Annotated in this window: 22 protein-coding genes, 1 other RNA gene and 1 pseudogene; 23 read left to right on the top strand and 1 reads right to left on the bottom strand. The window is 39.8% G+C overall.

Features of this window, described 5'->3' with window-relative positions:
- The first annotated feature begins 40 nt into the window (after positions 1–40).
- The 3 genes from tpiA (at position 41) to eno (ending at position 3,681) form a co-directional block, all read left to right on the top strand.
- Positions 41–790, top strand: coding sequence for a triose-phosphate isomerase (gene tpiA / locus FSZ17_RS20870; RefSeq protein WP_057776373.1), 750 nt, complete (start codon positions 41–43; stop codon positions 788–790).
- The gene (gene gpmI, locus FSZ17_RS20865) at positions 783–2,318 is read left to right on the top strand and encodes a 2,3-bisphosphoglycerate-independent phosphoglycerate mutase (RefSeq protein WP_057776374.1); all 1,536 of its coding nucleotides are present in this window, start codon (positions 783–785) and stop codon (positions 2,316–2,318) included. The genes tpiA and gpmI overlap by 8 nt, the downstream gene beginning before the upstream one ends.
- Positions 2,319–2,385: 67 nt before the next feature.
- Positions 2,386–3,681: a phosphopyruvate hydratase gene (eno, locus tag FSZ17_RS20860; protein ID WP_057776375.1), complete on the top strand. Its 1,296-nt coding sequence runs from the start codon at positions 2,386–2,388 to the stop codon at positions 3,679–3,681.
- A gap of 118 nt (positions 3,682–3,799) precedes the next feature.
- On the opposite strand, the gene FSZ17_RS20855 is transcribed toward eno, so the two are convergent.
- Entirely contained in the window at positions 3,800–4,789 is a 990-nt protein-coding gene (locus FSZ17_RS20855) for a nuclease-related domain-containing protein (protein ID WP_057776376.1), read from the bottom strand.
- A gap of 291 nt (positions 4,790–5,080) precedes the next feature.
- Between FSZ17_RS20855 and FSZ17_RS20850 the strand changes: the two genes are divergently transcribed.
- From FSZ17_RS20850 to FSZ17_RS20760, 20 genes and pseudogenes are all read left to right on the top strand, one after another.
- Positions 5,081–5,686 (top strand): TetR/AcrR family transcriptional regulator, encoded by a 606-nt coding sequence (locus FSZ17_RS20850; protein ID WP_057776377.1) that lies wholly within the window; start codon positions 5,081–5,083, stop codon positions 5,684–5,686.
- Positions 5,687–5,701: 15 nt separating this feature from the next.
- Positions 5,702–7,192: an o-succinylbenzoate--CoA ligase gene (locus FSZ17_RS20845; RefSeq protein WP_057776378.1), complete on the top strand. Its 1,491-nt coding sequence runs from the start codon at positions 5,702–5,704 to the stop codon at positions 7,190–7,192.
- Positions 7,193–7,194: 2 nt separating this feature from the next.
- Positions 7,195–7,611, top strand: coding sequence for a MaoC family dehydratase (locus FSZ17_RS20840; protein ID WP_057776379.1), 417 nt, complete (start codon positions 7,195–7,197; stop codon positions 7,609–7,611).
- On the top strand, positions 7,608–8,612 hold the full coding sequence (locus tag FSZ17_RS20835; RefSeq protein WP_057776380.1) for a 3-oxoacyl-ACP synthase: 1,005 nt from the start codon (positions 7,608–7,610) through the stop codon (positions 8,610–8,612). The genes FSZ17_RS20840 and FSZ17_RS20835 overlap by 4 nt, the downstream gene beginning before the upstream one ends.
- Before the next feature lie 109 nt (positions 8,613–8,721).
- On the top strand, positions 8,722–8,958 hold the full coding sequence (secG, locus tag FSZ17_RS20830) for a preprotein translocase subunit SecG (RefSeq protein WP_057776381.1): 237 nt from the start codon (positions 8,722–8,724) through the stop codon (positions 8,956–8,958).
- A gap of 362 nt (positions 8,959–9,320) precedes the next feature.
- Complete coding sequence (locus FSZ17_RS20825) at positions 9,321–10,067, top strand: alpha/beta hydrolase (RefSeq protein WP_057776382.1); 747 nt, start codon at positions 9,321–9,323, stop codon at positions 10,065–10,067.
- A gap of 33 nt (positions 10,068–10,100) precedes the next feature.
- A complete protein-coding gene (gene rnr / locus FSZ17_RS20820) occupies positions 10,101–12,440 on the top strand; it encodes a ribonuclease R (RefSeq protein ID WP_057776383.1) in 2,340 nt (779 codons plus the stop codon).
- A gap of 117 nt (positions 12,441–12,557) precedes the next feature.
- Complete coding sequence (locus tag FSZ17_RS23565; protein ID WP_156416282.1) at positions 12,558–12,713, top strand: hypothetical protein; 156 nt, start codon at positions 12,558–12,560, stop codon at positions 12,711–12,713.
- A 614-nt stretch (positions 12,714–13,327) separates the two neighbouring features.
- Entirely contained in the window at positions 13,328–13,795 is a 468-nt protein-coding gene (smpB, locus tag FSZ17_RS20815) for an SsrA-binding protein SmpB (protein WP_057776384.1), read from the top strand.
- Positions 13,796–13,945: 150 nt separating this feature from the next.
- Positions 13,946–14,304, top strand: a transfer-messenger RNA (tmRNA) gene (gene ssrA / locus FSZ17_RS20810).
- 319 nt (positions 14,305–14,623) lie between these two features.
- Positions 14,624–15,115, top strand: a complete 492-nt coding sequence (locus tag FSZ17_RS20805; RefSeq protein WP_057776385.1) for an arsinothricin resistance N-acetyltransferase ArsN1 family A — start codon at positions 14,624–14,626, stop codon at positions 15,113–15,115.
- 107 nt (positions 15,116–15,222) lie between these two features.
- On the top strand, positions 15,223–16,026 hold the full coding sequence (locus FSZ17_RS20800; RefSeq protein ID WP_057776386.1) for an arsenite methyltransferase: 804 nt from the start codon (positions 15,223–15,225) through the stop codon (positions 16,024–16,026).
- Positions 16,027–16,165: 139 nt separating this feature from the next.
- Positions 16,166–16,615, top strand: a complete 450-nt coding sequence (locus tag FSZ17_RS20795; protein WP_057776387.1) for a MarR family winged helix-turn-helix transcriptional regulator — start codon at positions 16,166–16,168, stop codon at positions 16,613–16,615.
- A 54-nt stretch (positions 16,616–16,669) separates the two neighbouring features.
- Positions 16,670–16,807, top strand: a pseudogene (locus tag FSZ17_RS20790) (NAD(P)-binding protein); the annotation flags it as partial.
- Between the two features lie 468 nt (positions 16,808–17,275).
- The gene (locus FSZ17_RS20785; RefSeq protein WP_057776388.1) at positions 17,276–17,947 is read left to right on the top strand and encodes a GntR family transcriptional regulator; all 672 of its coding nucleotides are present in this window, start codon (positions 17,276–17,278) and stop codon (positions 17,945–17,947) included.
- Between the two features lie 63 nt (positions 17,948–18,010).
- The gene (locus FSZ17_RS20780) at positions 18,011–19,048 is read left to right on the top strand and encodes an NAD/NADP octopine/nopaline dehydrogenase family protein (protein ID WP_057776389.1); all 1,038 of its coding nucleotides are present in this window, start codon (positions 18,011–18,013) and stop codon (positions 19,046–19,048) included.
- Between the two features lie 43 nt (positions 19,049–19,091).
- Positions 19,092–19,862, top strand: a complete 771-nt coding sequence (locus tag FSZ17_RS20775) for an amino acid ABC transporter ATP-binding protein (protein ID WP_057776390.1) — start codon at positions 19,092–19,094, stop codon at positions 19,860–19,862.
- On the top strand, positions 19,862–20,701 hold the full coding sequence (locus tag FSZ17_RS20770; RefSeq protein ID WP_082625429.1) for a transporter substrate-binding domain-containing protein: 840 nt from the start codon (positions 19,862–19,864) through the stop codon (positions 20,699–20,701). Before FSZ17_RS20775 ends, FSZ17_RS20770 begins: the two co-directional genes overlap by 1 nt.
- Positions 20,702–20,893: 192 nt before the next feature.
- The gene (locus tag FSZ17_RS20765) at positions 20,894–21,565 is read left to right on the top strand and encodes an amino acid ABC transporter permease (RefSeq protein ID WP_228460249.1); all 672 of its coding nucleotides are present in this window, start codon (positions 20,894–20,896) and stop codon (positions 21,563–21,565) included.
- Positions 21,566–21,597: 32 nt separating this feature from the next.
- The gene (locus tag FSZ17_RS20760) at positions 21,598–22,287 is read left to right on the top strand and encodes an amino acid ABC transporter permease (RefSeq protein ID WP_057776392.1); all 690 of its coding nucleotides are present in this window, start codon (positions 21,598–21,600) and stop codon (positions 22,285–22,287) included.
- Positions 22,288–22,633: the final 346 nt, after the last annotated feature.

The raw sequence follows: 22,633 nt of genomic DNA, 5'->3' as shown, positions 1-22,633 counted from the left end.
TGAAAGGTTACAAAAATTTTAGCATAAAGGATGTGCCAGCATGCGTAAACCAATTATTGCAGGAAACTGGAAAATGCATAAAACACTACCGGAGGCTAAAGCATTTCTAGAAGAAATCAATGGCAATATACCGGATCAAGAAAAAGTAGAAACAGTGGTATGTGCTCCGGCTCTATTTTTGGAATCCTTAGTAGGCTATGGTGTTGGAATTGGTGCTCAAAATATGCACTATGAGGAAAGCGGTGCTTTTACAGGGGAAATTAGCCCAGTGTCTCTTGAGGATATCGGTGTAAAATATGTTATTCTTGGCCATTCAGAACGCCGTGAAATGTTTAATGAAACAGATGAGGCCGTGAATAAAAAGACACTAGCTGCTTTCAAGTTCAACCTAAAACCAATTGTATGTGTTGGTGAAACGCTTGAACAACGCGAGAATGGCGAAACGAATGCTTTCGTAGGCTCACAGGTTGAAAATGGATTAAAAGGCTTGTCAGAAGAACAAGTCAAAAAGACAGTCATTGCTTATGAGCCAATTTGGGCAATTGGAACAGGTAAATCTTCAACGGCTGAAGATGCGAATGAAGTTTGTGCTTATATTCGACAAGTCGTTGAAAAGCAATTTTCAAAAGAGGCTGCAGACGCAATTCGCATTCAATATGGCGGCAGTGTGAAGCCTGCGAATATTAAAGAATATATGGCACAGCCTGATATTGATGGTGCGTTAGTGGGCGGAGCTAGCCTAGAGGCGCAATCATTCCTGCAATTATTGGAGGCAGGGAAGAATGAGTAAAGCACCTGTAGCCTTAATCATCTTAGATGGCTTTGGTCTAAGAGATGAGCAAAAAGGAAATGCCGTTACTCAAGCAAAGAAGCCTAACTATGATCGTTATTGGAACTCCTATCCCCATGCCACATTAACCGCATGCGGGGAAGCAGTCGGACTCCCAGAGGGACAAATGGGAAACTCGGAGGTCGGGCATTTAAATATCGGGGCTGGACGTATCGTCTACCAAAGCTTAACAAGAGTGAACGTGGCGATTCGAGAAGGAAAATTCGAAAAAAATGAGACCTTCCTAAAAGCCATGGATCATGTAAAAAAGAATGGCACAAGCTTACATATTATGGGCTTGCTATCTGATGGCGGTGTTCATAGTCATATTAATCATCTGTATGCCCTTCTACATTTGGCTGCAGAAGAGGGTGTCGAAAAAGTCTATGTTCACGGTTTCCTAGATGGGCGTGATGTCGGCCCGAAGACAGCAGAAGGCTATATAAAAGCTGCTGAGGAAAAAATGAAGGAATACGGTGTCGGGAAATTTGCCACGATCTCAGGCCGCTATTATTCCATGGATCGCGACAAGCGCTGGGAGCGTGTTGAAAAATCTTATCGTTCTATGGTGTACGGAGAAGGTCCAACTTATTCCAATGCGATCGATTTGGTTGAGGATAATTATAGCCATGGTATTTTTGATGAGTTCGTCATTCCTTCAGTTATTACACAGGAAAATGGAGAGCCTGTTGCGACCATTCAAGATAATGATGCGGTTATATTTTATAATTTTCGTCCGGACCGGGCCATCCAAATTTCTAACACTTTTACAAATAAAGATTTCCGCTCCTTTGACAGAGGTCCTAAGCATCCAGAGAATCTTTTCTTTGTCTGCTTAACCCATTTCAGTGAAACGGTTGATGGCTATGTAGCATTTGAACCATCGAATTTGGATAATACTTTAGGAGAGGTATTATCACAAAATGGATTGAAGCAGCTGAGGATTGCTGAAACTGAAAAGTATCCTCATGTGACGTTCTTTATGAGCGGAGGACGCGAAGCAGAATTTCCAGGTGAGGAACGGATTTTGATAAATTCTCCGAAGGTTGCTACTTATGATCTAAAACCGGAAATGAGTGCTTATGAAGTGACTGAGGCATTGTTGAAAGAAATAGAAGCAGATAAATTTGATGCGATTATCTTAAACTTTGCTAATCCTGATATGGTTGGTCATTCCGGTATGCTTGAGCCAACCATTAAGGCAGTGGAAACGGTTGATGAATGTCTAGGGAAAATTGTTGATTTAATTATCGAAAAGGGCGGAAAAGCCATCATTACGGCTGATCATGGAAATGCGGATGAAGTGGTGACGCTTGAAGGAAATCCAATGACAGCTCATACAACAAATCCAGTGCCAGTCATCCTCACACAAACTGGTATTGACCTTCGTCATGATGGAATCCTTGGGGATCTCGCCCCAACCGTGCTTGATTTACTTGGCGTAGAAAAGCCAGCAGAAATGACTGGAAAGACGTTAATTAGTAAGTAACAGCATCAACCTTAATTTTGTCGATATAAATTTCATAATAAAACCAATTTTAAAGGAGAGAATTGATATGCCATTTATTCAACATGTATATGCTCGTGAAGTATTAGATTCCCGTGGTAATCCAACAGTTGAGGTAGAAGTTTTAACAGAATCTGGTTTCTTTGGCCGTGCGATGGTTCCATCTGGAGCTTCAACTGGTGAGTACGAAGCAGTTGAGCTTCGGGATGGAGACAAATCCCGCTACCTTGGTAAAGGGGTTCAAAAAGCAGTTGATAATGTGAATGATATTATTGCAGAAGCGATTGTTGGCATGGACGTAACGGACCAAGTTGGAATTGACCGTACTATGATCGAATTAGATGGCACTGAAAACAAAGGAAAGCTAGGTGCTAACGCGATTCTTGGTGTATCTATGGCTGCTGCACATGCGGCTGCAGAGTCTGTTGGTCTTCCATTATACCGTTACCTTGGCGGCTTTAATGCGAAGCAGCTTCCAACTCCGATGATGAACATTATTAACGGTGGATCACATGCTGATAACAATGTGGACTTCCAAGAGTTCATGATTATGCCGGTTGGAGCTCCTACTTTTAAAGAAGCAATCCGCATGGGTGCAGAAGTATTCCATTCCTTGAAAAAGGTTTTATCAGGTAAAGGTTTAAATACAGCTGTTGGGGATGAAGGTGGATTTGCTCCAAACCTTGGATCTAACCGTGAAGCATTAGAAGTTATTATTGAAGCTATTCAAAATGCAGGCTATGAGCCAGGAAAAGATATCTATCTTGCAATGGACGTTGCTTCATCTGAATTCTATAATAAAGAAACTGGCAAATACGACCTTGCAGGTGAAGGACGCACTGGCTTAACTTCAGAAGATATGGTGAACTTCTACGAAGAGCTTGTGAACGGATTCCCGATTATCTCAATCGAAGACGGCTTAGACGAAAATGATTGGGAAGGCCATAAGCTATTAACTGAACGCATTGGCGGTAAAGTACAGCTTGTTGGGGATGACCTATTCGTAACAAATACGAAAAAGCTTGCTCAAGGCATCGAGCAAGGCGTAGGCAACTCTATCCTTATTAAAGTAAACCAAATCGGTACATTAACTGAAACATTTGAAGCAATCGAAATGGCTAAGCGTGCAGGCTACACAGCTGTTGTTTCTCACCGTTCCGGCGAAACAGAAGATGCAACCATCGCAGATATCGCTGTTGCCACAAACGCTGGCCAAATCAAAACTGGATCTATGTCCCGTACTGACCGTATCGCGAAGTACAACCAACTTCTTCGCATCGAAGACGAGCTTGGTGAATTAGCGGTTTATGATGGATTGAAGAGTTTTTATAATTTGAGTAAGTAATATATTGGGTGACTGCCTTCACGGCAGTCACCCTTTTTAATGGAAGTGACCGATATATTTAAAAAGTGACCGATATATTGTTGAAACTGACCGATATAATGGAAAACTGACCGATATATTAGCGAAAGTGACCGATATTCCCATTTAAGAGGGAACTTAAATGGTAAATGCGACCTTTATTTGAACCAGAATGGGGTAAATTCATTGAAAATAGTAATTTTTTTGCTATATCTGCTGAAGAAAGGCAAAGGAATTCACGAAATTGCTGATTTGTAATCGAAGAATCGATCAAAAGGGAATAATCTAGTAAAGCTTGATGATGAGCTGTTTTATCTTTTTCTTTACAGCTGGAACAAAACCAAGTTCCGTATATACGTTTCATTGGGGAAGCATTACATTTTGGGCACTGTACCCCTGTCATTAAGTATGCTCTAGGGATTTTAAATAGATTCAAAACATTTGTCTGTTCAGGAGTATGGTTTTTTACTAATGTTTTGGCTAGCTTTGCTATTTCTTTTTGCGTTAATATCTCTTCGGTAAATGACTTTTTTATTTTCCCAATTCGATCTATTAACTCATGAGCATGTAAGACGGTTTTAAAGGCTTGATAATTTTGCGAATCTGTTTTTATAACGGTTGAAGGATTGCTAATAACAATTAAATATTCAATAGGAATAGATATGTTTTTATCCAGTAACCATTTTCGCAACTCTCTTTTCTGACGTTCAGCTTGAGTAATTGGATCTAGGAATCCTTCTTCATTGTCATTAATAAAGCGGATTAGCTGTTTGAATTTGGAATCAAAGTAGAGTGTGCCGCCAATATTTTTGGATTCAAGGATGAGAGCAAATGAGGAGGAAATCATTAATGTATCTAACTGGAAGTATTCTTGCCCATTTTGTAAGCGTAGGTTTCTGAAAATGGTATATTCTTTATTGGGGAGTTTGTTGACGTAGTAATCAGTTGCTACTTCGCCGAGGTAGCCTTTTCTTCTTTTACTAAGATCTTTCTCAATCAGTGGCCGTGTATCAAAATTTTGAGGGAGACGCCTTAATGATGATTCAGTTGCTAAAATTCTGAGAGGGATGGATCTTTCCTTTGCAATCAAAGTATTCACTCCTTTATTTTAGTTCAAAGATAGATTCAATTTTATTCGGAATAATCCTCTTTTTAGTTAAAAAAATGTTAAGAGAACTCCTTTCAGTGGTTGATTCTTTAATAGAATCATGTAATTTATTGAAAGTGTTTACGGTTAGGTTTTTTCTTATCGAAGAGTGGTTCGAAGTCAATTTACCCAGTTGAGGAAATCCTTCCATTTAGAAGGCTTTTTTATTTACAAAAAAATAAATGTTGAAATTTTCAAATAAATCAATATAATAAAAACTGAGAGGTGATTCAGGTGTCAGAAAAAATCCTAACAGAGGAAAAAAATTTAACGCAAAAAGGCCAGGAAACAAGAGAGAAGTTATTATGGGCGGCAGAAGAGGTTTTTGGGCAGAAGGGATATTATGAGGCTTCCATCGTGAATATTGCTCAAGAAGCGAAGGTTGCTCAAGGGACATTTTATAATTATTTTCCTTCCAAAAAGGATATTTTTGACGAGCTCATTCGCTTGTATAGCCGTGAATTACGTTCCGCTATCAAAGAGGAAATGGGTCAGGCTGCTACTTATGAGGATGCACAGCGAAAAGGGTACCAAGCATTTTTTAATTGGGTAAGAAATCATCGGAATTTGTACAGCATTGTTCAGCAAGCAGTTGTCGTTGATCAAGAATTATATCGATGGTATTACGCAAAGCTTGCGAATGGATTTTTAAAAAGCTTGTCATCAGGTATGGCTGCAGGCGAATTTAAAGAGCTTGACCAAGAAACGGTTGCCTACTGCCTCATGTCCATTGGCCAGTTTTTAGGAATGCGCTGGGTTTATTGGGAAAAGCAAGATGTGCCTGAAGAGGCATTTGATGCTGCAATGACATTAATTTTTGAAGGGCTGAAAAAACAATAGAGAGGATGAGAATACATGCAGGGCATTGCTTATTGGATAGAAAAAAGAGCGCAAATAAATCCGGATCGCATTGCCGTCATCTCAGAGAATGAGCAAATTTCCTACAAAGAAATGGATCAGCGGGTAAGGTCTGTTGCTTCTTTTCTAGAACAAAAGCTAGGAATGACAAAGGGAGATCGTATTGCGATATTGTCGCAAAATAGCTTAGAGTATATAGTCTTGCTCTTTGCGATAGCCAAAATGGAGTGTATCGCTGTCCCTCTTAACCTTCGATTAACTGCAAACGAGCTAATATTTCAATTAAACGATAGTGAAACAAAGGTTTTATTTGCCGAAGAACCATTTCTTCAAATGGCAAAATCATTACAGGAGCAAACAAAGATAGAGGATGTTGTTCCAATAGAGTCCATATCTCATCTTGAATGTCCCTTAAACTATTCTTTTTCTAGCATAAATGAAAGCGCTCCCTTTATTATTTGCTACACATCAGGGACGACTGGAAAGCCAAAAGGCGCTGTTCTAACACAAAATAATATGTTTTGGAATGCGATTAACAATATGCTGACAATCGACTTAACTTCAAAAGATCGGTCGATTGTATTACTTCCTCTCTTTCATATTGGAGGCATTGGGCTTTTCGCTTTCCCTTCTTTATTTACAGGAGGAACCATTATTATTCCAGGTAAGTTTGAACCAATTAAAGTTCTTTCTATGATAGAAGAACATCGGGCAACCATCGTCATGGGGGTACCTGCCATACATAGTGCCTTATTAGCTTGCCCGTCTTTTGATACGACAAATCTTCAATCTGTACGATGGTTTTATAATGGCGGTGCCCCTTGTCCACACGAACTTATTCAAGCCTTTACAGATAAAGGATTTTTATTTGGTCAAGGATTCGGCATGACCGAAACATCTCCTACCGTCTTCTTGCTCTCAGAGGAAGATGCCAAAAGGAAGAAGGGCTCGATTGGTAAACCAGCTATGTATTGTGATATCAAGTTGGTCAATTCACAAGGGTGTGAAGTGGGGAATGGCGAGGTTGGTGAATTAGTCGTACGTGGGCCAAATGTTATGAAAGAGTATTGGAATCGACCAATCGCTACGAATGAAACTATTAAAGATGGCTGGCTTTATTCAGGAGATTTAGCCAAAACGGATGAAGAAGGTTTTGTATATATCGTTGGCAGAAAGAAGGAAATGATCATTTCTGGTGGAGAAAATATATATCCGCTTGAGGTCGAGCAGGTGATTAGTCGGCTTTCAGAGGTTGTGGAAGTTGCGGTGATTGGTGTTCTAGATCCTAAATGGGGAGAAGTGCCTGTCGCCTTCGTAGTGAAAAATAAAGATAGCCAGTTGTCCCAAAATGATATATTGGAGCATTGCAGACAATTTTTAGCAAAGTATAAAATCCCAAAGGAAGTAGAATTTTTAGAGGAATTGCCTAAAAATGCAACGGGAAAAATTCAAAAAAATCGCCTAGTACGAACTAGAAATGAGGTGTAGGAATGACATCATATGCAATTGGTCAGCATGCTTCATGCAGCAAAACGATCACAGAAACTGATTTTGTTTTATTTGCAGGCTTAAGCGGTGATTTTAATCCCATTCATATTGATCATGAATATGCGAAAAAAACAAGATTTAATCAACGTATTGCCCATGGATTATTAACATCAAGCTTATTATCACAGCTTTTAGGTGTGCATTTACCTGGAAAGGGCTCTGTGTACATGGAACAAACCATTCGTTTTACAGCTCCGGTTTTTATTGGAGATACGATTACTGCATCGGCTACCGTTCAGGAATATTTAGAAGAAAAGAGGATCCTCAAGCTGCTGACGGAATGTCATAATCAAAAGGATGAGCTTGTCTTGACTGGAGCGGCTACAATGAAGGTTCCTAAGGAGGGTGGAATGATATGACGAATATTGGGATTGAAGCAACGAATGTTTATTTTCCAAAAGGGATCGAAACAGCAGCGGTCTTAGCAGAAAAAACAGGCATTCCTGAAAATATCATTATTGAGAAATTTGGTTTATTTCAAAAGTATGTAGCAGATGATACCATGCATGCCTCAGATTTAGCGATTGCTGCAGCTAGACCAATTTTATCTAAGGTAGATCCATTATCCATTGATGTCGTAATCTATTTCGGCAGTCCGTATAAAGACTATCAAGTGTGGTCATGTGCTCCGAAAATACAGCATGAGCTAGGTACAAAAAACGCCTACGCTTTTGAAATAATGAATGTAAGTTCATGCTTTCCAATCGCATTAAAAGTTGCTAAAGATATGCTTAAATCGGATGAGACGATTGAAAATATATTACTTGTTGGCGGGTGTAAAGAATCACAAATAATCGATTATGATAATCCACGCTCACGATTTATGTTTAACTTTGCGGATGGAGGAGCTGCCGCCTTAGTGAAGCGCGGTGCCATAATGAGTGGTATTTTAGAAAGTGCTATCATAACCGATGGATCGTTTTACGAGGATGTCAGAGTACCTGCAGGAGGATCTAAGCATTTTGCTAGTTATGAAACAGTTGAAAAGCGCCAGCATTATATTGATGTGCCAGATCCTTTAAGCATGAAAGAACGCTTGGATCCCGTATCCATCCCTAACTTCGAGCAAGTCATACGAAAGTCACTACAAAAAAGCGGTCTTACTCCCCAAGATATTAAACTTCTGCTGCCACTGCATACAAAACGTTCGATGTTTCTAGACTTATTACACTCCTTGAATTTACCCGAAGAAAAAGCGATATATCTAGATCACTATGGGCATTTGTCTGCACTTGATCCTTGCATCGGCCTGCATATTGCTTCCGAACAAGGAAGGCTAAAGCCCGGTGATATTGCCGTAGCTGTCAGCGCGGGAACTGGCTATACATGGGCCGCTACCGTAATTGAATGGAAAGGTTAATCAAAAATTTGGTTCATTCCTGTTAATCGCTTACCAATCTATTGTACAACTCATGAAAATATGATAAATTAAAAATATTATTGTTGTTCGTTTTCAGGAGGTGGACTTCATGCTTCATACAGTATTAATCGTATTATTAGCTATCGTATCTGTTGGATTGATTCTTGTAGTACTTCTCCAATCTGGTAAAAGTGCTGGTCTATCTGGTGCCATTTCTGGGGGAGCTGAGCAGCTTTTTGGAAAGCAGAAAGCGCGCGGTCTTGATTTAATTCTTCACCGTATTACGATCGTTCTTTCAGTACTTTTCTTCATCTTAACGATCGCAGTTTCTTATTTTGCTTTGTAAAATGCCTGGCCTTTAGAGGGTCAGGTTTTTTTAATGAGTAAAGAAAATATAACTTTTCGAGTTAGAGAAATGTCTAGCTCCAGCGCCTACCCCCGACGTACAGGACGTACTAGTGTCAACAATGCGACAGGACGTCGCGTTTTTGTTGACCTCGAGGTCACAAGCCAATCCTCCCAGAAAGGTAAAGAACACCTTTCCGTGAGGCTCGTCTTGTGCTTGTCGGGGTGTGCGAGGCGCTTCCGCTTTTCGTTTTTATGCTTTTCATTGGATTGTTCACGAACGGTTTGCTAAAAATATAGATATATATTATTAATCAAACGATTGATTAAGATAAATTTTTACATAAAGGGAGTACTATATAGATGAAAATTGTTGCACCAAAGCCGTTTACTTTTGGAGATGGAAAAAGAGCTGTATTGCTGCTGCATGGATTTACGGGAAATACAGCTGATGTGAGAATGCTGGGACGATTTCTTGAAGGAAAAGGCTATACATGCCACGCGCCTTTATATAAAGGGCATGGTGTACCACCGGAGGAGCTTGTTCACACGGGACCTGAGGACTGGTGGAAGAATGTAATGGATGGATATGAATTTTTGAAAAATAAAGGACATAAAGAAATTGCAGTTGCGGGTCTTTCCTTAGGCGGCGTATTTTCCTTGAAATTAGGATACACTGTACCTATAAAGGGGATTACTTCAATGTGTGCACCTATGTATATTAAAAGCGAAGAAGTGATGTATGAGGGAATTTTGCAATATGCACGTGATTATAAGAAGCTCGAAGGGAAAAGTGAAGAAGAAATCGAAAAAGAAATGATAGAATTCCGCAAGACGCCAATGAATACATTAAAGGCTCTTCAAGGTCTGATTGCAGATGTGCGTAATCATGTAGATATGATTTATTCCCCGACCTTTGTCGTTCAGGCTCGTCACGATCATATGATTAATACGGATAGTGCCAATATTATTTATAACGAAGTAGAATCGGATTTAAAGGATTTAAAATGGTACGAAGAATCTGGCCATGTCATTACACTTGATAAGGAGAGGGACCAGGTTTACGAAGATGTTTATCAATTTTTAGAGAAGCTTGATTGGGAAGTGTAATTTTATAACCTTCGAAAGGGAGGGAGATCGTTAATGGAAAATAATATTCAACAAATTATGGATAAGCTCCTCAATCATATGAAGGATGAGGCATACAAGCCCCTGACTGTACAGGAAATCGAGGCTGCATTCGGAATTGTGGATTCATCCGACTTTAAGGATTTTGTTAAAGCATTGGTTTTGATGGAGGAAAAAGGTCTTGTCGTGCGGACAAGAAGCAATCGTTACGGATTGCCGGAAAAAATGAATTTAATCCGAGGAAAGTTATCAGGGCATGCAAAGGGATTTGCTTTTGTTATACCAGAAGAGCCAGGTATGGATGATATTTTTATTCCACCGAATGAAACAAATAACGCCATGCACGGAGATATCGTTCTTGCTCGTGTCAGCTCAGAAACCTCAGGTCAAAGAAGAGAAGGCACGATTGTCCGTATACTCGAGCGCGGCATCCAACAGATTGTTGGGACATACACGGAGAGCAAGCATTTTGGCTTTGTCTTGCCAGATGATAAAAAATTCGCTAGCGATATTTTTATTCCGAAAAATGCTTCCCTAGGTGCTGTTGAAGGACATAAGGTAGTTGTGAAGCTGACAACTTATCCGGAAGGAAGGAAAAGTGCTGAAGGGGAAGTTATTCAAATCCTTGGTCATAAAAATGATCCGGGTGTGGACATCCTTTCGATTATTCATAAGCATAGTCTGCCAATGGCTTTTCCAGATGAAGTGCTTGATCAGGCAAATAACACGCCTGAAACGATTGCAGAAAAGGATTTGGAAAACCGCCGTGATTTAAGAAATGAAACAATTGTCACGATTGATGGCGCGGACGCGAAAGATTTGGATGATGCGGTTACCGTTACAAAATTAGAAAACGGAAATTACAAGCTTGGTGTACATATTGCTGATGTTACACATTACGTTACGGAAGATTCATCGATTGATCGGGAAGCTTCTGACAGGGGAACGAGTGTCTATTTGGTTGACAGGGTGATTCCAATGATCCCTCACCGCCTGTCAAATGGAATTTGTTCATTAAATCCAAAAGTAGACAGGCTGACATTATCCTGTGAAATGGAGATTACCTCTACTGGAGAGGTCGTTTCTCATGAAATCTTCCAAAGTGTTATTAAGACGACTGAGCGGATGACGTATTCAGATGTGAATAAAATTTTAGAGGATCAAGATGAGGAGCTCTTGAAACGGTATGAGCCGCTTGTACCGATGTTTCAATTAATGGGAGAACTTGCTCTAATTTTACGAGAAAAGCGGATGAAACGCGGCGCGATTGATTTTGATTTTAAAGAAGCAAAAGTTATTGTGGATGAAGAGGGAAAACCAAGTGATGTCGTTCTTCGCGAGCGCTCTACTGCTGAAAGACTCATTGAAGAATTTATGCTTGCAGCTAATGAAACGGTTGCAGAGCATTTTCATTGGCTGGATGTTCCCTTCATCTATCGAATCCATGAAGATCCGAAGGAAGATAAGCTGAGAAGGTTTTTCGAATTTATTATTAACTTCGGTTATATCGTTAGAGGAACAGCTAATTCCGTGCATCCTCGTGCATTGCAGGAAATTATTGAAGAGGTGCAGGGCAAGCCTGAAGAAATGGTCGTTTCAACAGTAATGCTGCGTTCAATGCAGCAGGCGAAATATTATCCAGAAAGTCTTGGCCACTTCGGACTCTCAACGGAATTCTATACGCATTTTACTTCGCCGATTCGTCGCTATCCAGACTTAATTGTCCATCGATTAATCCGAACTTACTTAATCGAAGGGAAGGTTGATCCTGCAACACGCGAAAAATGGAATGCCCTTCTTCCTGATATTGCTGAGCACTCCTCCAATATGGAGAGAAGAGCGGTTGATGCAGAGCGGGAAACGGATGAGCTGAAAAAAGCGGAATATATGGAAGACAAAATTGGGCAAGAATACGATGGAATTATTAGCTCTGTTACGAACTTTGGGATGTTTGTCGAGCTGCCGAATACGATTGAAGGCTTGATCCATGTTAGCTATATGACGGATGATTACTACCGTTATGATGAACGTCATTTAGCGATGATTGGGGAGCGTACAGGCAATGTCTTCCGAATCGGTGACGAAATTACGGTTAGGGTCGTAAAAGTAAATAAAGATGAGCGCTCGATTGATTTTGAAATTGTCGGTATGAAGGGAACACCTCGCAGACGGGAATCAAGAGAATTGCCGAAGATTATTCGCACAGGCAGCAGTGAGCGCAAGCCTCGAAAAGGAAAGTCTGAACAGGGTCAAGGGAATAAAAAGAATGGCAACAGTTCAGGAAAAAGCCCGAGAAAGAAAAAGAAATTTTTTGAAAACGCACCAAAAGCCAAGCGAAAAAATAAAAAGCGGTAGCTGAAATTTTCGGGAGCCTTTGTGGTCAAAGGCTCTCTTTTCAATCTGATGTGTTCTACCGAAGTGTGGAATCAGACCATATTTCGAGGAAAACTAAGTGGGTGAGAGGTCAAATAAGTGAGGAATCAGACCATGATTCCAGAAAACCAAGAGGTGAGAGGTCAGATTAGTGAGGAATCAGACCATGATTCCAGAAAACCAGGTGGGAGAGGTCAGATTAGTGATGAATTAGACCACATATCCGGAAAACCGGGTGGTGGGAGGTCAGATTAGCGTGGAATCAGACACATTTTCAGAAAACCAAGAAGTAAGTGGTCAGATTAGTGAGGAATCAGACCGCACATCCAGAAAATCAGGTTGTGAGAGGTCAGATTAGTGAGGAATCAGACCACATATCCAGAAAATCAGGTTGTGAGAGGTCAGATTAGCGTGGAATCAGACCATGATTCCAGAAAACCAAGTAGTGAGAGGTCAGATTAGTAGGGAATCAGACCACATTTCCAGAAACCCAAGAGAGAAATGGTCAGATTAACTAGAAATAGACCGTGTTTGATGAAAAACTAATGAGAAGTGGTCTAATTAACGAGGATTTAGAACTCTTCATTATAAAATTAGTTTTCTGTGAAATAGCAGAGATCATTTTTCTTGGCACTGCCTTAAGATTGAGAGTATGATGGCATTTTGCTAAAATAAAGCCAAGCTTCTTAATAGGAGGTTACTAATAATTCATTTTGCGATTTGGTACCAAAAGGTTTTTTCGCTAATAGAAAAGTTAATGTATTAATGTGATGTACATCTTCAATCTAATATCTATAATTATAGGTAAGTAAAACTACGGCATTCGCCGAGTTTTTTGAATTGCGGTAATGAGGCAAGGGGGAGTTACAATGCCAAAGGGTATGGGAAAAATGGTTGCCCAAAATAAAAAGGCTTATCATGATTATTCAATAGAAGAAACGTATGAAGCAGGGATTGTTCTTCAAGGAACAGAAATTAAATCGATTCGAGCAGGAAAAGTAAACCTAAAGGATTCTTATGCAAGAATTGAAAAAGGGGAAGTTTTTTTAATCGGAATGCATGTTAGCCCTTATGAGCAGGGAAATCGATATAACCATGATCCGTTGCGCACGAGAAAGCTGCTTCTTCATAATAAAGAAATTAGCAAGCTGATCGGTGAAACGAAGGAAATTGGATATTCGATCGTACCACTAAAGCTTTATTTGAAAAATGGCTATGCAAAAGTTCTTATCGGTCTTGCAAAAGGGAAGAAGAAATACGACAAGCGTGAGGATTTAAAGAAGAAGGAAGCAAAGCGTGAAGTAGAGCGTGCTTTCCGCGATAGACAGAAGATGTAATTACAAAAACTTACAATTGAAATTGTTGTTCGATATGTTATAATAATAACTGTCACAAGGCAGTGACACATAAACTTTAGCTCTGCTATACTTGAGCATTCCGCTAGTTGTCAGCGTGCAGAATAAGATTCGACGCAGACCTATTACAATGGGGACGCTACGGATTCGACAGGGATAGTTCGAGCTTAGGTCGCGAGTCGAGGGGATCGGCCTCGTTAAAACGTCAAAGCCTATAACTGGCAAACAACAAAACAACTTCGCTTTAGCTGCTTAATAGCGCTTAGCGGTTCCTCCCTCCATTGCCCATGTGGTAGGGTAAGGGACTCACTCTAAGTGGGCTACGCCGGATTCCACCGTCTGAGGATGAAGGAAGAGAACAACCAGACTAGCTAACCGGACGCCTGTCGATAGGCAAAAGGATCAGCGAAGCGCGAATATGTCGACTACACTCGTAGAAGCTTAAGTGCCGATATTTCTGGACGAGGGTTCGACTCCCTCCGTCTCCACCAAATACATATTTGGTGGTTTTTTATTTGTTGTGACTTGAAGCATAATTTTGCCGGATTGGCAGAGATATGCTTCAATAAACTTTAGGCAAAATTATGCTTCAGTAAATTCATAAAGACGATAGAAGAGGGTGTCCCAAAAGCCTAGCTTTTGGACACCCTCCATTTCTTCTCTAGTTTTATAATGTCCTTTTTTCCAATCAAATTAAATTTAAGGTAAAAATAGGTTCATTCAAATTACAAATTAAATACTTGCAATATGCAAGTTATAAGTGTATATTTTTTATAAGTAATAGAAATTGGTATTAGTTAGGGGAATTTGATGACTATAATCAGGGAGGCACTAGCAAAGGATATCGGTTCTATACTAAGTATTTATAATGAAGGTATCGAAGACAGAATAGCTACTTTAGAAACGGAAACAAAGGATTTATCATATATGCAAGAGTGGTTTGACAACCATAAAGGTCGCTTTAAAGTAATTGTAGCTGAGCAAGAAGGGAACATTATCGGTTGGTCATCGCTAAACCAATATAATAATAGATGTGCCTATGCAGGAGTAGCAGATTTGTCTGTCTATGTTGCTAGAGAGTACAGGGGAAAAGGCATTGGAAAATTACTACTTACAGCAGTTGAGGATTGTGCAAAAGAAAATGATTTTCATAAAATAGTGATCTTTACATTCCCATTTAACCAGCTGGGGCAAAATTTGTATCATAAAAAAGGGTATCGAGAAGTTGGTATATTTAAAAACCAAGGAATACTTGATGGGAAATATGTAGATGTAATGGCCATGGAAAAGTTAATTGTTTGATCAATAGTTGCAAATTACAATTAGTTATTATAAAAAGTAGGAAATAATTAATTAAATAAGAGCGATTTATATAATCTAGATAAATTTTATAAAAGGATGGGTTTATTATGAGTGAAGTGCAAAACGATCAAATTCGTAATAATGTCCGTGAAAATTATAAAGAAATTGCATTAAGAGTAGTAAGTAATGATAATTGCTGTGCACCGAGTTGCTGCACACCAGATGAAAATCAAAACATTTCTATTGAAGAGATTTCTAAAAAAATGGGCTATACGACAGAAGAATTAAAAAATATTCCAAACGGAGCAAACATGGGACTAGGTTGTGGAAATCCTCAAGCAATTGCAGATTTAAAAGAAGGAGAAACAGTTCTTGACCTTGGTAGTGGTGGAGGCTTTGACTGTTTTCTGGCGTCACCAAAAGTAGGGGATAAAGGTAGGGTAATTGGTGTTGATATGACACCAGAAATGATTACAAAAGCTAGGAATAATGCTGAGAAAAATCAATTTAAAAATGTAGAATTTCGTTTAGGAGAAGTAGAGAATTTACCAGTTGCAGACTCCTTCGTTGATGTTATTATTTCAAATTGTGTCATAAATTTATCACCGAACAAAAGAAGAGTTTTTAATGAAGCTTATCGTGTATTAAAAGAAGGTGGCCGATTGGCAATTTCTGATGTTGTTATGACAACTGAATTACCAAAAGAACTACAAGCTGATATTCAATTGTATTCAGGATGCATCTCAGGAGCATCCACCATTGATTATCTTGCTGATTTAATGAAACAAGCTGGCTTTAAGAATATATCTATTATTCCAAAAGATGAATCAAAAGAATTCATTAAAGAGTGGGCACCAGAACATAAATTGGAAGAGTATATTGTTTCTGCAACAATAACAGCAGTAAAGTAAGTAAGATTCGAAAATCAGTTAAAATTTTACCCTGAGACGAGTGGGAATGGGATAAATTACCTGAATTCCCCGTGTTTCTTTTCAGTACAATTTGTATTTACAAATAATTGATGTTTAAGTATAAAAGAGGTGAAGAGTAGTGGAAAATCTCCGTGAAATGTTTCAGATTATGACACGACGATTTGGCTTGTTAGATAAAAATTGTTGCAGCGTTGGTGGCTTTGATATTTCACTCATCCACAGCCATATTCTTTATGAGATCGACAATCAGCATAATCCGTCCATGCAGCAAGTAGCAGAATCATTAGGAACTGATATTACCACGTTCAGTCGACAAGTCCAAGCATTAGTTAAAATGAATTTGGTAGAAAAGACTCCACTCCCAGAAGATAAAAGGGTCTATATACTATCACTTACAACTGAAGGGAAATTTGTCGCAAAAACGATTGATCAACAAATGAATACTTACTTGAATGATGTTTTTTCTCATATGAATGAGTTTGAGAAAGAGACAGTGATTCGGTCCATTAAGTTATTAAATGAGGCAATGGCAAAAACGAGTAATTGTTGCACCATTCCATTGAGGTGAAAACCTCATAACAAATACTTGCAATTTGCAAATAAATTTTGAAGGAGGGATCAAATGAATGAAATATGGCATGCTATTGTAATTGGTGGAGGCCAGGCTGGCCTTGCTTCGGGGTATCATTTACAAAAGAATGGATTGCAATTTTTGATTTTAGAATCTCAAGAACGGGCTGCTGGCTCATGGCCAAAGTATTCCCTATGTCGTTGCACACCTATTTTTTCATAAACTCGCCCATAATTAAATGATAAAAAAAGGGAACCGAATCGTCTTTAGAGATCCGGGTCCTTTTTTTTAATTTCAGCAGTCAAAATTTGTTGTAAAATTATCCATATTTGTGCGTGTATAACTAATAAGCAACACTAGCGCACCCGTCGAATTTATACACTACGTATATTTATTCACCGCCCCTTGCTGCAGCGAGGTCATTCTTTATGCAGAGTGAATATGGATGTATAGATTAATTGTTCGGGTGATAGGCATCAAATGGAAAAATGCTAGGAATGACGTGGTAGCTACTAATGTCGAGAAATTATTCGATTAGTGCGCACAGGTACACACAAAAAAATAAACAGAAAAAACGAAATATTTTATTTATTTTTAAAAATGTGTGCTAAAATAACTTTATAATTGTATACAATTATTTTAAAGGCGGTGAACCAGTTGAATGAAAGAGCAAAAGCCAGTCGAGTCTCTACGAAAGATATTGCACATATAGCGTTGAGAGAAATGATCATCAAAGGTGAACTGGAACCGGGTCAACCAATTGCGGAGGAAGAGTTAGCCAAAGAGCTACAGATCAGTCGAACCCCTCTTAGAGAAGCTCTTCAGATCTTGGAACTGGAAGGATTGGTCAATCGCAGTTTAAACGGCCGAATGAATGTGGCGCCGATTTCGATCCAAGAAGTGAAAGAAATATTTGTTATCCGTAGCAACTTGGAAGGGATTGTCGTTGAAGATGCCATTGATAATATCACGCAAAAGGACATTGACCACTTAACCCATCTCATCAAATTACTCAAAATGGCGATAAGCCTGGAAGATTATGAGACAATCGATCGATTTGGTAAGCAATTCCACGAATACATTTACACGGTGAGTGGCAACAAGATGGCGGTCAAGTTCTTGTATCAGATCAACAGCATGATCAACCGGTACAGGCGATTGGCACACAAAAGTATTGGCGATACAAAACAATCCATAAAAGAACATAAGATGATCCTTCATTACATCATCCAAAAAGACAAGATCAACGCAGTAGAAGAAATGAAGAAACATATTTTAGGTTCGTTGAATCAAGCCATCAAGACGGTCGAAAAATACGAACATACCTAATTCTAACAAGAGAAAGGTACAGATTGAAACAGATTGCGAACCATATGAGAGGAGGAAGAGTTCATGACATATGCAGTAATGGGCGGTGGAAATACAGGGCAGGCCATTGCAGGATATCTGAAATTGAACGGAGAAAGCGTGAAATTGTATACCCGTGATCCACAGAAAGCTGAAAGAATTTCTACACAAGGGTTGGAAGTGAAAGGGATCTATTCGGGGTACGTCGATTTAGAGGCATCGACCACCATAGATCAGGTGATTGCAGAGGCCCAGTTTATCATTGTATCGACGACGGCTATAGGGCATGAGACGATTGTCAATCAAATTAAACCGTTCTTGCAACCCAATCAAACCATCATCTTTTTTCCAGGCTACTGGGGTGCACTAGAATGTGAACGAATTCTGGGTACTGATTTGATTACAGAAAAGAACATTACAGTGGCCGAAACGAGTGCCATGCCTTTTGTCAGTTTGGCCGATCAAGCCGGTTCTGTTGCGATCACTAAAATTAAATACAACGTACTAATTAGTACGTTGCGTAAAGAGAACCAGATTGCTCCATCGTTTATGGAAAGGTTTCCGCAATTGATTCCGGGAGAAAGTGTATTTGAGACTTCCTTAAATAATTCTAATGTGGTGATTCATCCTCCGATCACCCTGTTTAACGCGGCAAGGATTGACGCATCCGAGAGATTTCATTTCTATCCTGACGGAGCATCTCCCTATTCCTGTAACTACGTAGAAAAGATGGATAAAGAACGACTGGAAATAGCAAGTCGTCTACATGTCGATCTTCAAAGTATTTTGAGTATCTTGAATGAATTTTATGATTCCGATTATCCCACGTTATATGAAGCTTTGCCTGGCTTGTTCCCTACTGGATTAGGTCCTACGACACTCGATTATAGGTATCTGACAGAAGACATTCCTTTTGGACTTGTTCCAATTTCAGAATTAGGGAAAATCTTAGGGTTGGCAACACCGTATACCGATTCCATCATCAGCACGGCATCTTTACTTATGAACAGCGACTATAGGCAAATAGGGATTCGCTTTCAGGGGTTGACCGAGGAGAATCTACGGCGGATGTCCGTGGTATAGCACATATAGGATTTGAAATAAAGCACTTGGGGAGGTAGAGATTATCTTACACGTTAAAAACTTGCATGTTTCATACAACCAAAAAGAAGTGTTGAAAGGTATTAATCTATCGGTCGAAAAAGGCGAGGTTGTATCGTTTATTGGTCCGAGTGGAACAGGGAAAACCACCTTATTAAAATGCATCAATTACTTAGAAAAACCCCAACAGGGCGAAATTCAAATCGGGGATCTGCATCTCAATTATCAAAGTTTATCCAAGCAAGACATCCTAAAGCTTCGCAGGAAAACCGCCATGGTGTTCCAGATGTTCAACATTTTCAAACATAAGACGGTCATCCAAAATGTAATGGATGCTCAAATAGCCGTTCAGAAAAAGTCCAAAAACGAAGCGTATGCCATGAGTTTGAAACAATTAGAAAAGGTAGGTCTTAAAGATAAAATAAATGAATATCCCTCTCGCTTATCGGGAGGACAATTACAAAGGGTCGGCATTGCACGTGGCTTGGCGCTTGAACCTGAGTTGATTTTGTTTGATGAACCTACTTCAGCTCTTGATCCCGAATTAGTAGAGGAGGTATTGAAAGTAATAGAAGATGTAGCAAAGTCCGGCATGACAACGCTTCTTGTCACCCATGAAATGGACTTCGCCAAGCGGATTTCCGACAAAGTGGTCTTTATGGAAAATGGTCACATTGTGGAAGTGGGAACGCCTGAACAAATCTTCGAGAAATCAGTGAATGTGAGAACAAGGCAGTTTTTGAAAAAGATCTATGCAGAGCAAGACCAACAAAAATTAAACATTAAGGGTGGTTGATGAGAATGAAGAAAAAGTCAATTTTAGTAGCAGCTTCTGTACTGGCTTTATCTCTCCTTACTGCATGCAATTCCACTGTCAACAAGTCACAAGCTGAGAGCACTGGGGATTCAGGCGTAAGAACAATCAAAGTGGCGACTGGCCACACGTCAAAACCATTGAGCTGGGTCGATGAGAACGGCGAAGTGACGGGGTATGAGCCTGAGCTGATAAAAGAACTGGATAAAGTGCTTGAAGACTATGAATTTGAATTGTTCGGTGTGGAAGATTCAGCGGGTGAAACAGGACTAGCTACTGGAAAGTACGACATGTTGGCAGGTGGTCTAGGGTTCACGGAGGAACGTGCAGAGCAATATATCATTCCTTCAGAATCGAGTGGTCGTGCCCTGATCAAGATTTACGTGGCAGAAGATAGTGGAATTGAGAGCATTCAAGATTTGGTAGGGAAGAAAATTTCTCCTCTATCCCCAGCGGGTGCCACATATAAAACCGTTAAGGATTGGGAAGAAGAAAATCCTGAATTTAAGCTAGAGTATGATTTGGCTGATGTGGGAATTCCAATCGCAGATCGACTAAAAGAAGTGGCGACTGGAAAATATGATGCGTTGTTCTATCCATCGAGTTACGGACAAATCGAAATCATTGAAGATCAAAATCTACCTGTTGTGGGATTGGCCCCAGTCAAAATTATTCCTACGTTCTTTATGATTCACAAATCAGAGGAAAATGAGGAACTGAAACAAGCCATCGATGAAGGTCTAAAGGAATTGGCAGAAGCAGGCGTGCTTTCTGAGTTGTCTACTGAATTCTACGCAGAAGATGTGTTTCAATACGATTGAGGCTTTTACATGAACGTCTTGGTTCGAGTCAGATAAGGTCATAGTGAATATCTCCGGATCGACTAGAGCACATCCATATTCTCTCGTTTGGTTGAATCCCTTGAGAATATGGATGTAGACTAAAGCCGAAAAACATAGACATGACACCGTCATGTTCAGAAGAGATATTCATTAGAGAAGGGAGAAATGACGATGGAAACAGGTATGCAAGAATTACTAATGGGGTTTCTTAAAACGCTTCCGATCAATATTATCATTATCATCTTGTCGGCTGCGCTTGGGTTACTCTTTGCTGTGCTATTAACGTTTGTGCGACTAAATAGAATTCCCGTCATTAGTCAATTAGCCGATTTGTATGTATCATTTGCGCGAAGTGTTCCTGGACTGATTTTACTATTTATAGCGTACTTTGGAATTCCAAAAGTGTTACCTCTCATCGGTTTGGGCACATATGATATAAGCCCGATGCATGCTGCTATTATTTCCATGGGATTTTATCATTCTGGTTATATTTCTGAAGTGTTTCGACCCGCTTATCTCGCCGTTGAAAAAAGTCAACATGAAGCTGCAGATAGCTTGGGGTACACACCAATGCAAAAGTTTTTCCGAATTATTCTGCCCCAAATGGTCCCTGTTGCTCTCCCAGGATACGGCAATGCCTTGGTTTACTTGATTCATGATACGTCGCTGATCTTTGCCATTGGCATCGTGGATATTATGGGAACCGCAGAATTGTCTATCTCACGATCTTATGGTATTAATCAAATCCTAATTTACTTTATCATTGCCTTGATGTTTTCGGCTATGTGCTTCACAACGGACGGATTGGTTAGAAAACTGGAGAAGAGAGTGGCCATTCGATAAAGGTTTAACCACAATAAGCAGGGGGGATTAACATGTTTGATTTAGAGGCTTCATACGAAATGTTTTTAGGGATATTGGGTGTACTTCCTGAAACCTTACTCATAGCGATTACTATACTTGTATTATCCACCCTTCTAGGAGTGGTGTTGGCTCTGATACAACAATATAAAATCCCTGTGCTGGTTCAACTTACAAAATTATTTAAACTGTTTTTACGAGGGACACCTATGGTGGTGTTTTTATACTTGATGTATTATGCACTCCCTGCCATTGGACAGTTCATCGTTACACTTCTAGGTATCGATTATAATATGAACAATATGTCGCCTCTGGTTATTTTAATTGTCACAGTTAGCCTCACATTGTCTACCTTTCAATCTGAGATCATCCGAGGCTCATTTTTAGCGGTAGATCCGGGGCAAATTGAGGCGGCGCAATCCTTGGGCTATAGTTTTTCTCAAACGTTTACAAGAATTGTTGCCCCGCAAGCTTTTGTCCATGCCATCCCTGATTTCGCAAACTCTTTCACAGTGGCCATCAAAGCCACTTCACTCGGGTTTTTAATCACCGTGATTGATATCTTTGCACAAGCCAAAATCATGGCAGCCCAGAACTTTCGCTTTGTCGAGGCGTTCATGATGGTGGCACTCATTTACTGGGGAATCGGTATTTTAATCACCAAGTTCGCCGACCGCTATGAGAATGATGTGCGAATCAAATGAGCTCATGCCATCACACAAGCCCTATCCATACATACACATCCGTCCTTGCAGCCGCATGGGCGTTTTTGTATCCTCTTTAAGCAGCAGTTACTCTTAATCTTGATTGATTTCCTACAGATTCTACACTCGTGACTACACCGTATACCAACTAAATATAACAAAGGTATAGACCACATAGACGACGAAAATCGAAGCGAAAGAGAGGAATGCGGGTTTCTTTGGTTTAGGTGAAACCACAGTAAAGATGATAGATACGAGTACTCCGGCAAGTAGAGTAAGAGCGTGAAAGACAAGCAGTTCTAGGAGAGACGGCGCTTTAGACATGAACTTAATGGTGCCTGTCACC

The sequence above is a fragment of the Cytobacillus dafuensis genome, from assembly GCF_007995155.1.
In the GTDB taxonomy this organism is placed as follows: Bacteria; Bacillota; Bacilli; order Bacillales; family Cytobacillaceae; genus Cytobacillus; species Cytobacillus dafuensis.
This window is presented reverse-complemented; position numbering and strand designations above follow the sequence as displayed.

What these genes read in the sequence shown, in the direction of transcription:
- tpiA (WP_057776373.1), top strand. Translation starts at nt 41, where the DNA reads ATGCGTAAACCAATTATTGCAGGAAACTGGAAAATGCATAAAACACTA.
- gpmI (WP_057776374.1), top strand. Translation starts at nt 783, where the DNA reads ATGAGTAAAGCACCTGTAGCCTTAATCATCTTAGATGGCTTTGGTCTA.
- eno (WP_057776375.1), top strand. Translation starts at nt 2,386, where the DNA reads ATGCCATTTATTCAACATGTATATGCTCGTGAAGTATTAGATTCCCGT.
- FSZ17_RS20845 (WP_057776378.1), top strand. Translation starts at nt 5,702, where the DNA reads ATGCAGGGCATTGCTTATTGGATAGAAAAAAGAGCGCAAATAAATCCG.
- FSZ17_RS20840 (WP_057776379.1), top strand. Translation starts at nt 7,195, where the DNA reads ATGACATCATATGCAATTGGTCAGCATGCTTCATGCAGCAAAACGATC.
- FSZ17_RS20835 (WP_057776380.1), top strand. Translation starts at nt 7,608, where the DNA reads ATGACGAATATTGGGATTGAAGCAACGAATGTTTATTTTCCAAAAGGG.
- secG (WP_057776381.1), top strand. Translation starts at nt 8,722, where the DNA reads ATGCTTCATACAGTATTAATCGTATTATTAGCTATCGTATCTGTTGGA.
- FSZ17_RS20825 (WP_057776382.1), top strand. Translation starts at nt 9,321, where the DNA reads ATGAAAATTGTTGCACCAAAGCCGTTTACTTTTGGAGATGGAAAAAGA.
- rnr (WP_057776383.1), top strand. Translation starts at nt 10,101, where the DNA reads ATGGAAAATAATATTCAACAAATTATGGATAAGCTCCTCAATCATATG.
- smpB (WP_057776384.1), top strand. Translation starts at nt 13,328, where the DNA reads ATGCCAAAGGGTATGGGAAAAATGGTTGCCCAAAATAAAAAGGCTTAT.
- FSZ17_RS20805 (WP_057776385.1), top strand. Translation starts at nt 14,624, where the DNA reads ATGACTATAATCAGGGAGGCACTAGCAAAGGATATCGGTTCTATACTA.
- FSZ17_RS20800 (WP_057776386.1), top strand. Translation starts at nt 15,223, where the DNA reads ATGAGTGAAGTGCAAAACGATCAAATTCGTAATAATGTCCGTGAAAAT.
- FSZ17_RS20780 (WP_057776389.1), top strand. Translation starts at nt 18,011, where the DNA reads ATGACATATGCAGTAATGGGCGGTGGAAATACAGGGCAGGCCATTGCA.
- FSZ17_RS20770 (WP_082625429.1), top strand. Translation starts at nt 19,862, where the DNA reads ATGAGAATGAAGAAAAAGTCAATTTTAGTAGCAGCTTCTGTACTGGCT.
- FSZ17_RS20765 (WP_228460249.1), top strand. Translation starts at nt 20,894, where the DNA reads ATGGAAACAGGTATGCAAGAATTACTAATGGGGTTTCTTAAAACGCTT.
- FSZ17_RS20760 (WP_057776392.1), top strand. Translation starts at nt 21,598, where the DNA reads ATGTTTGATTTAGAGGCTTCATACGAAATGTTTTTAGGGATATTGGGT.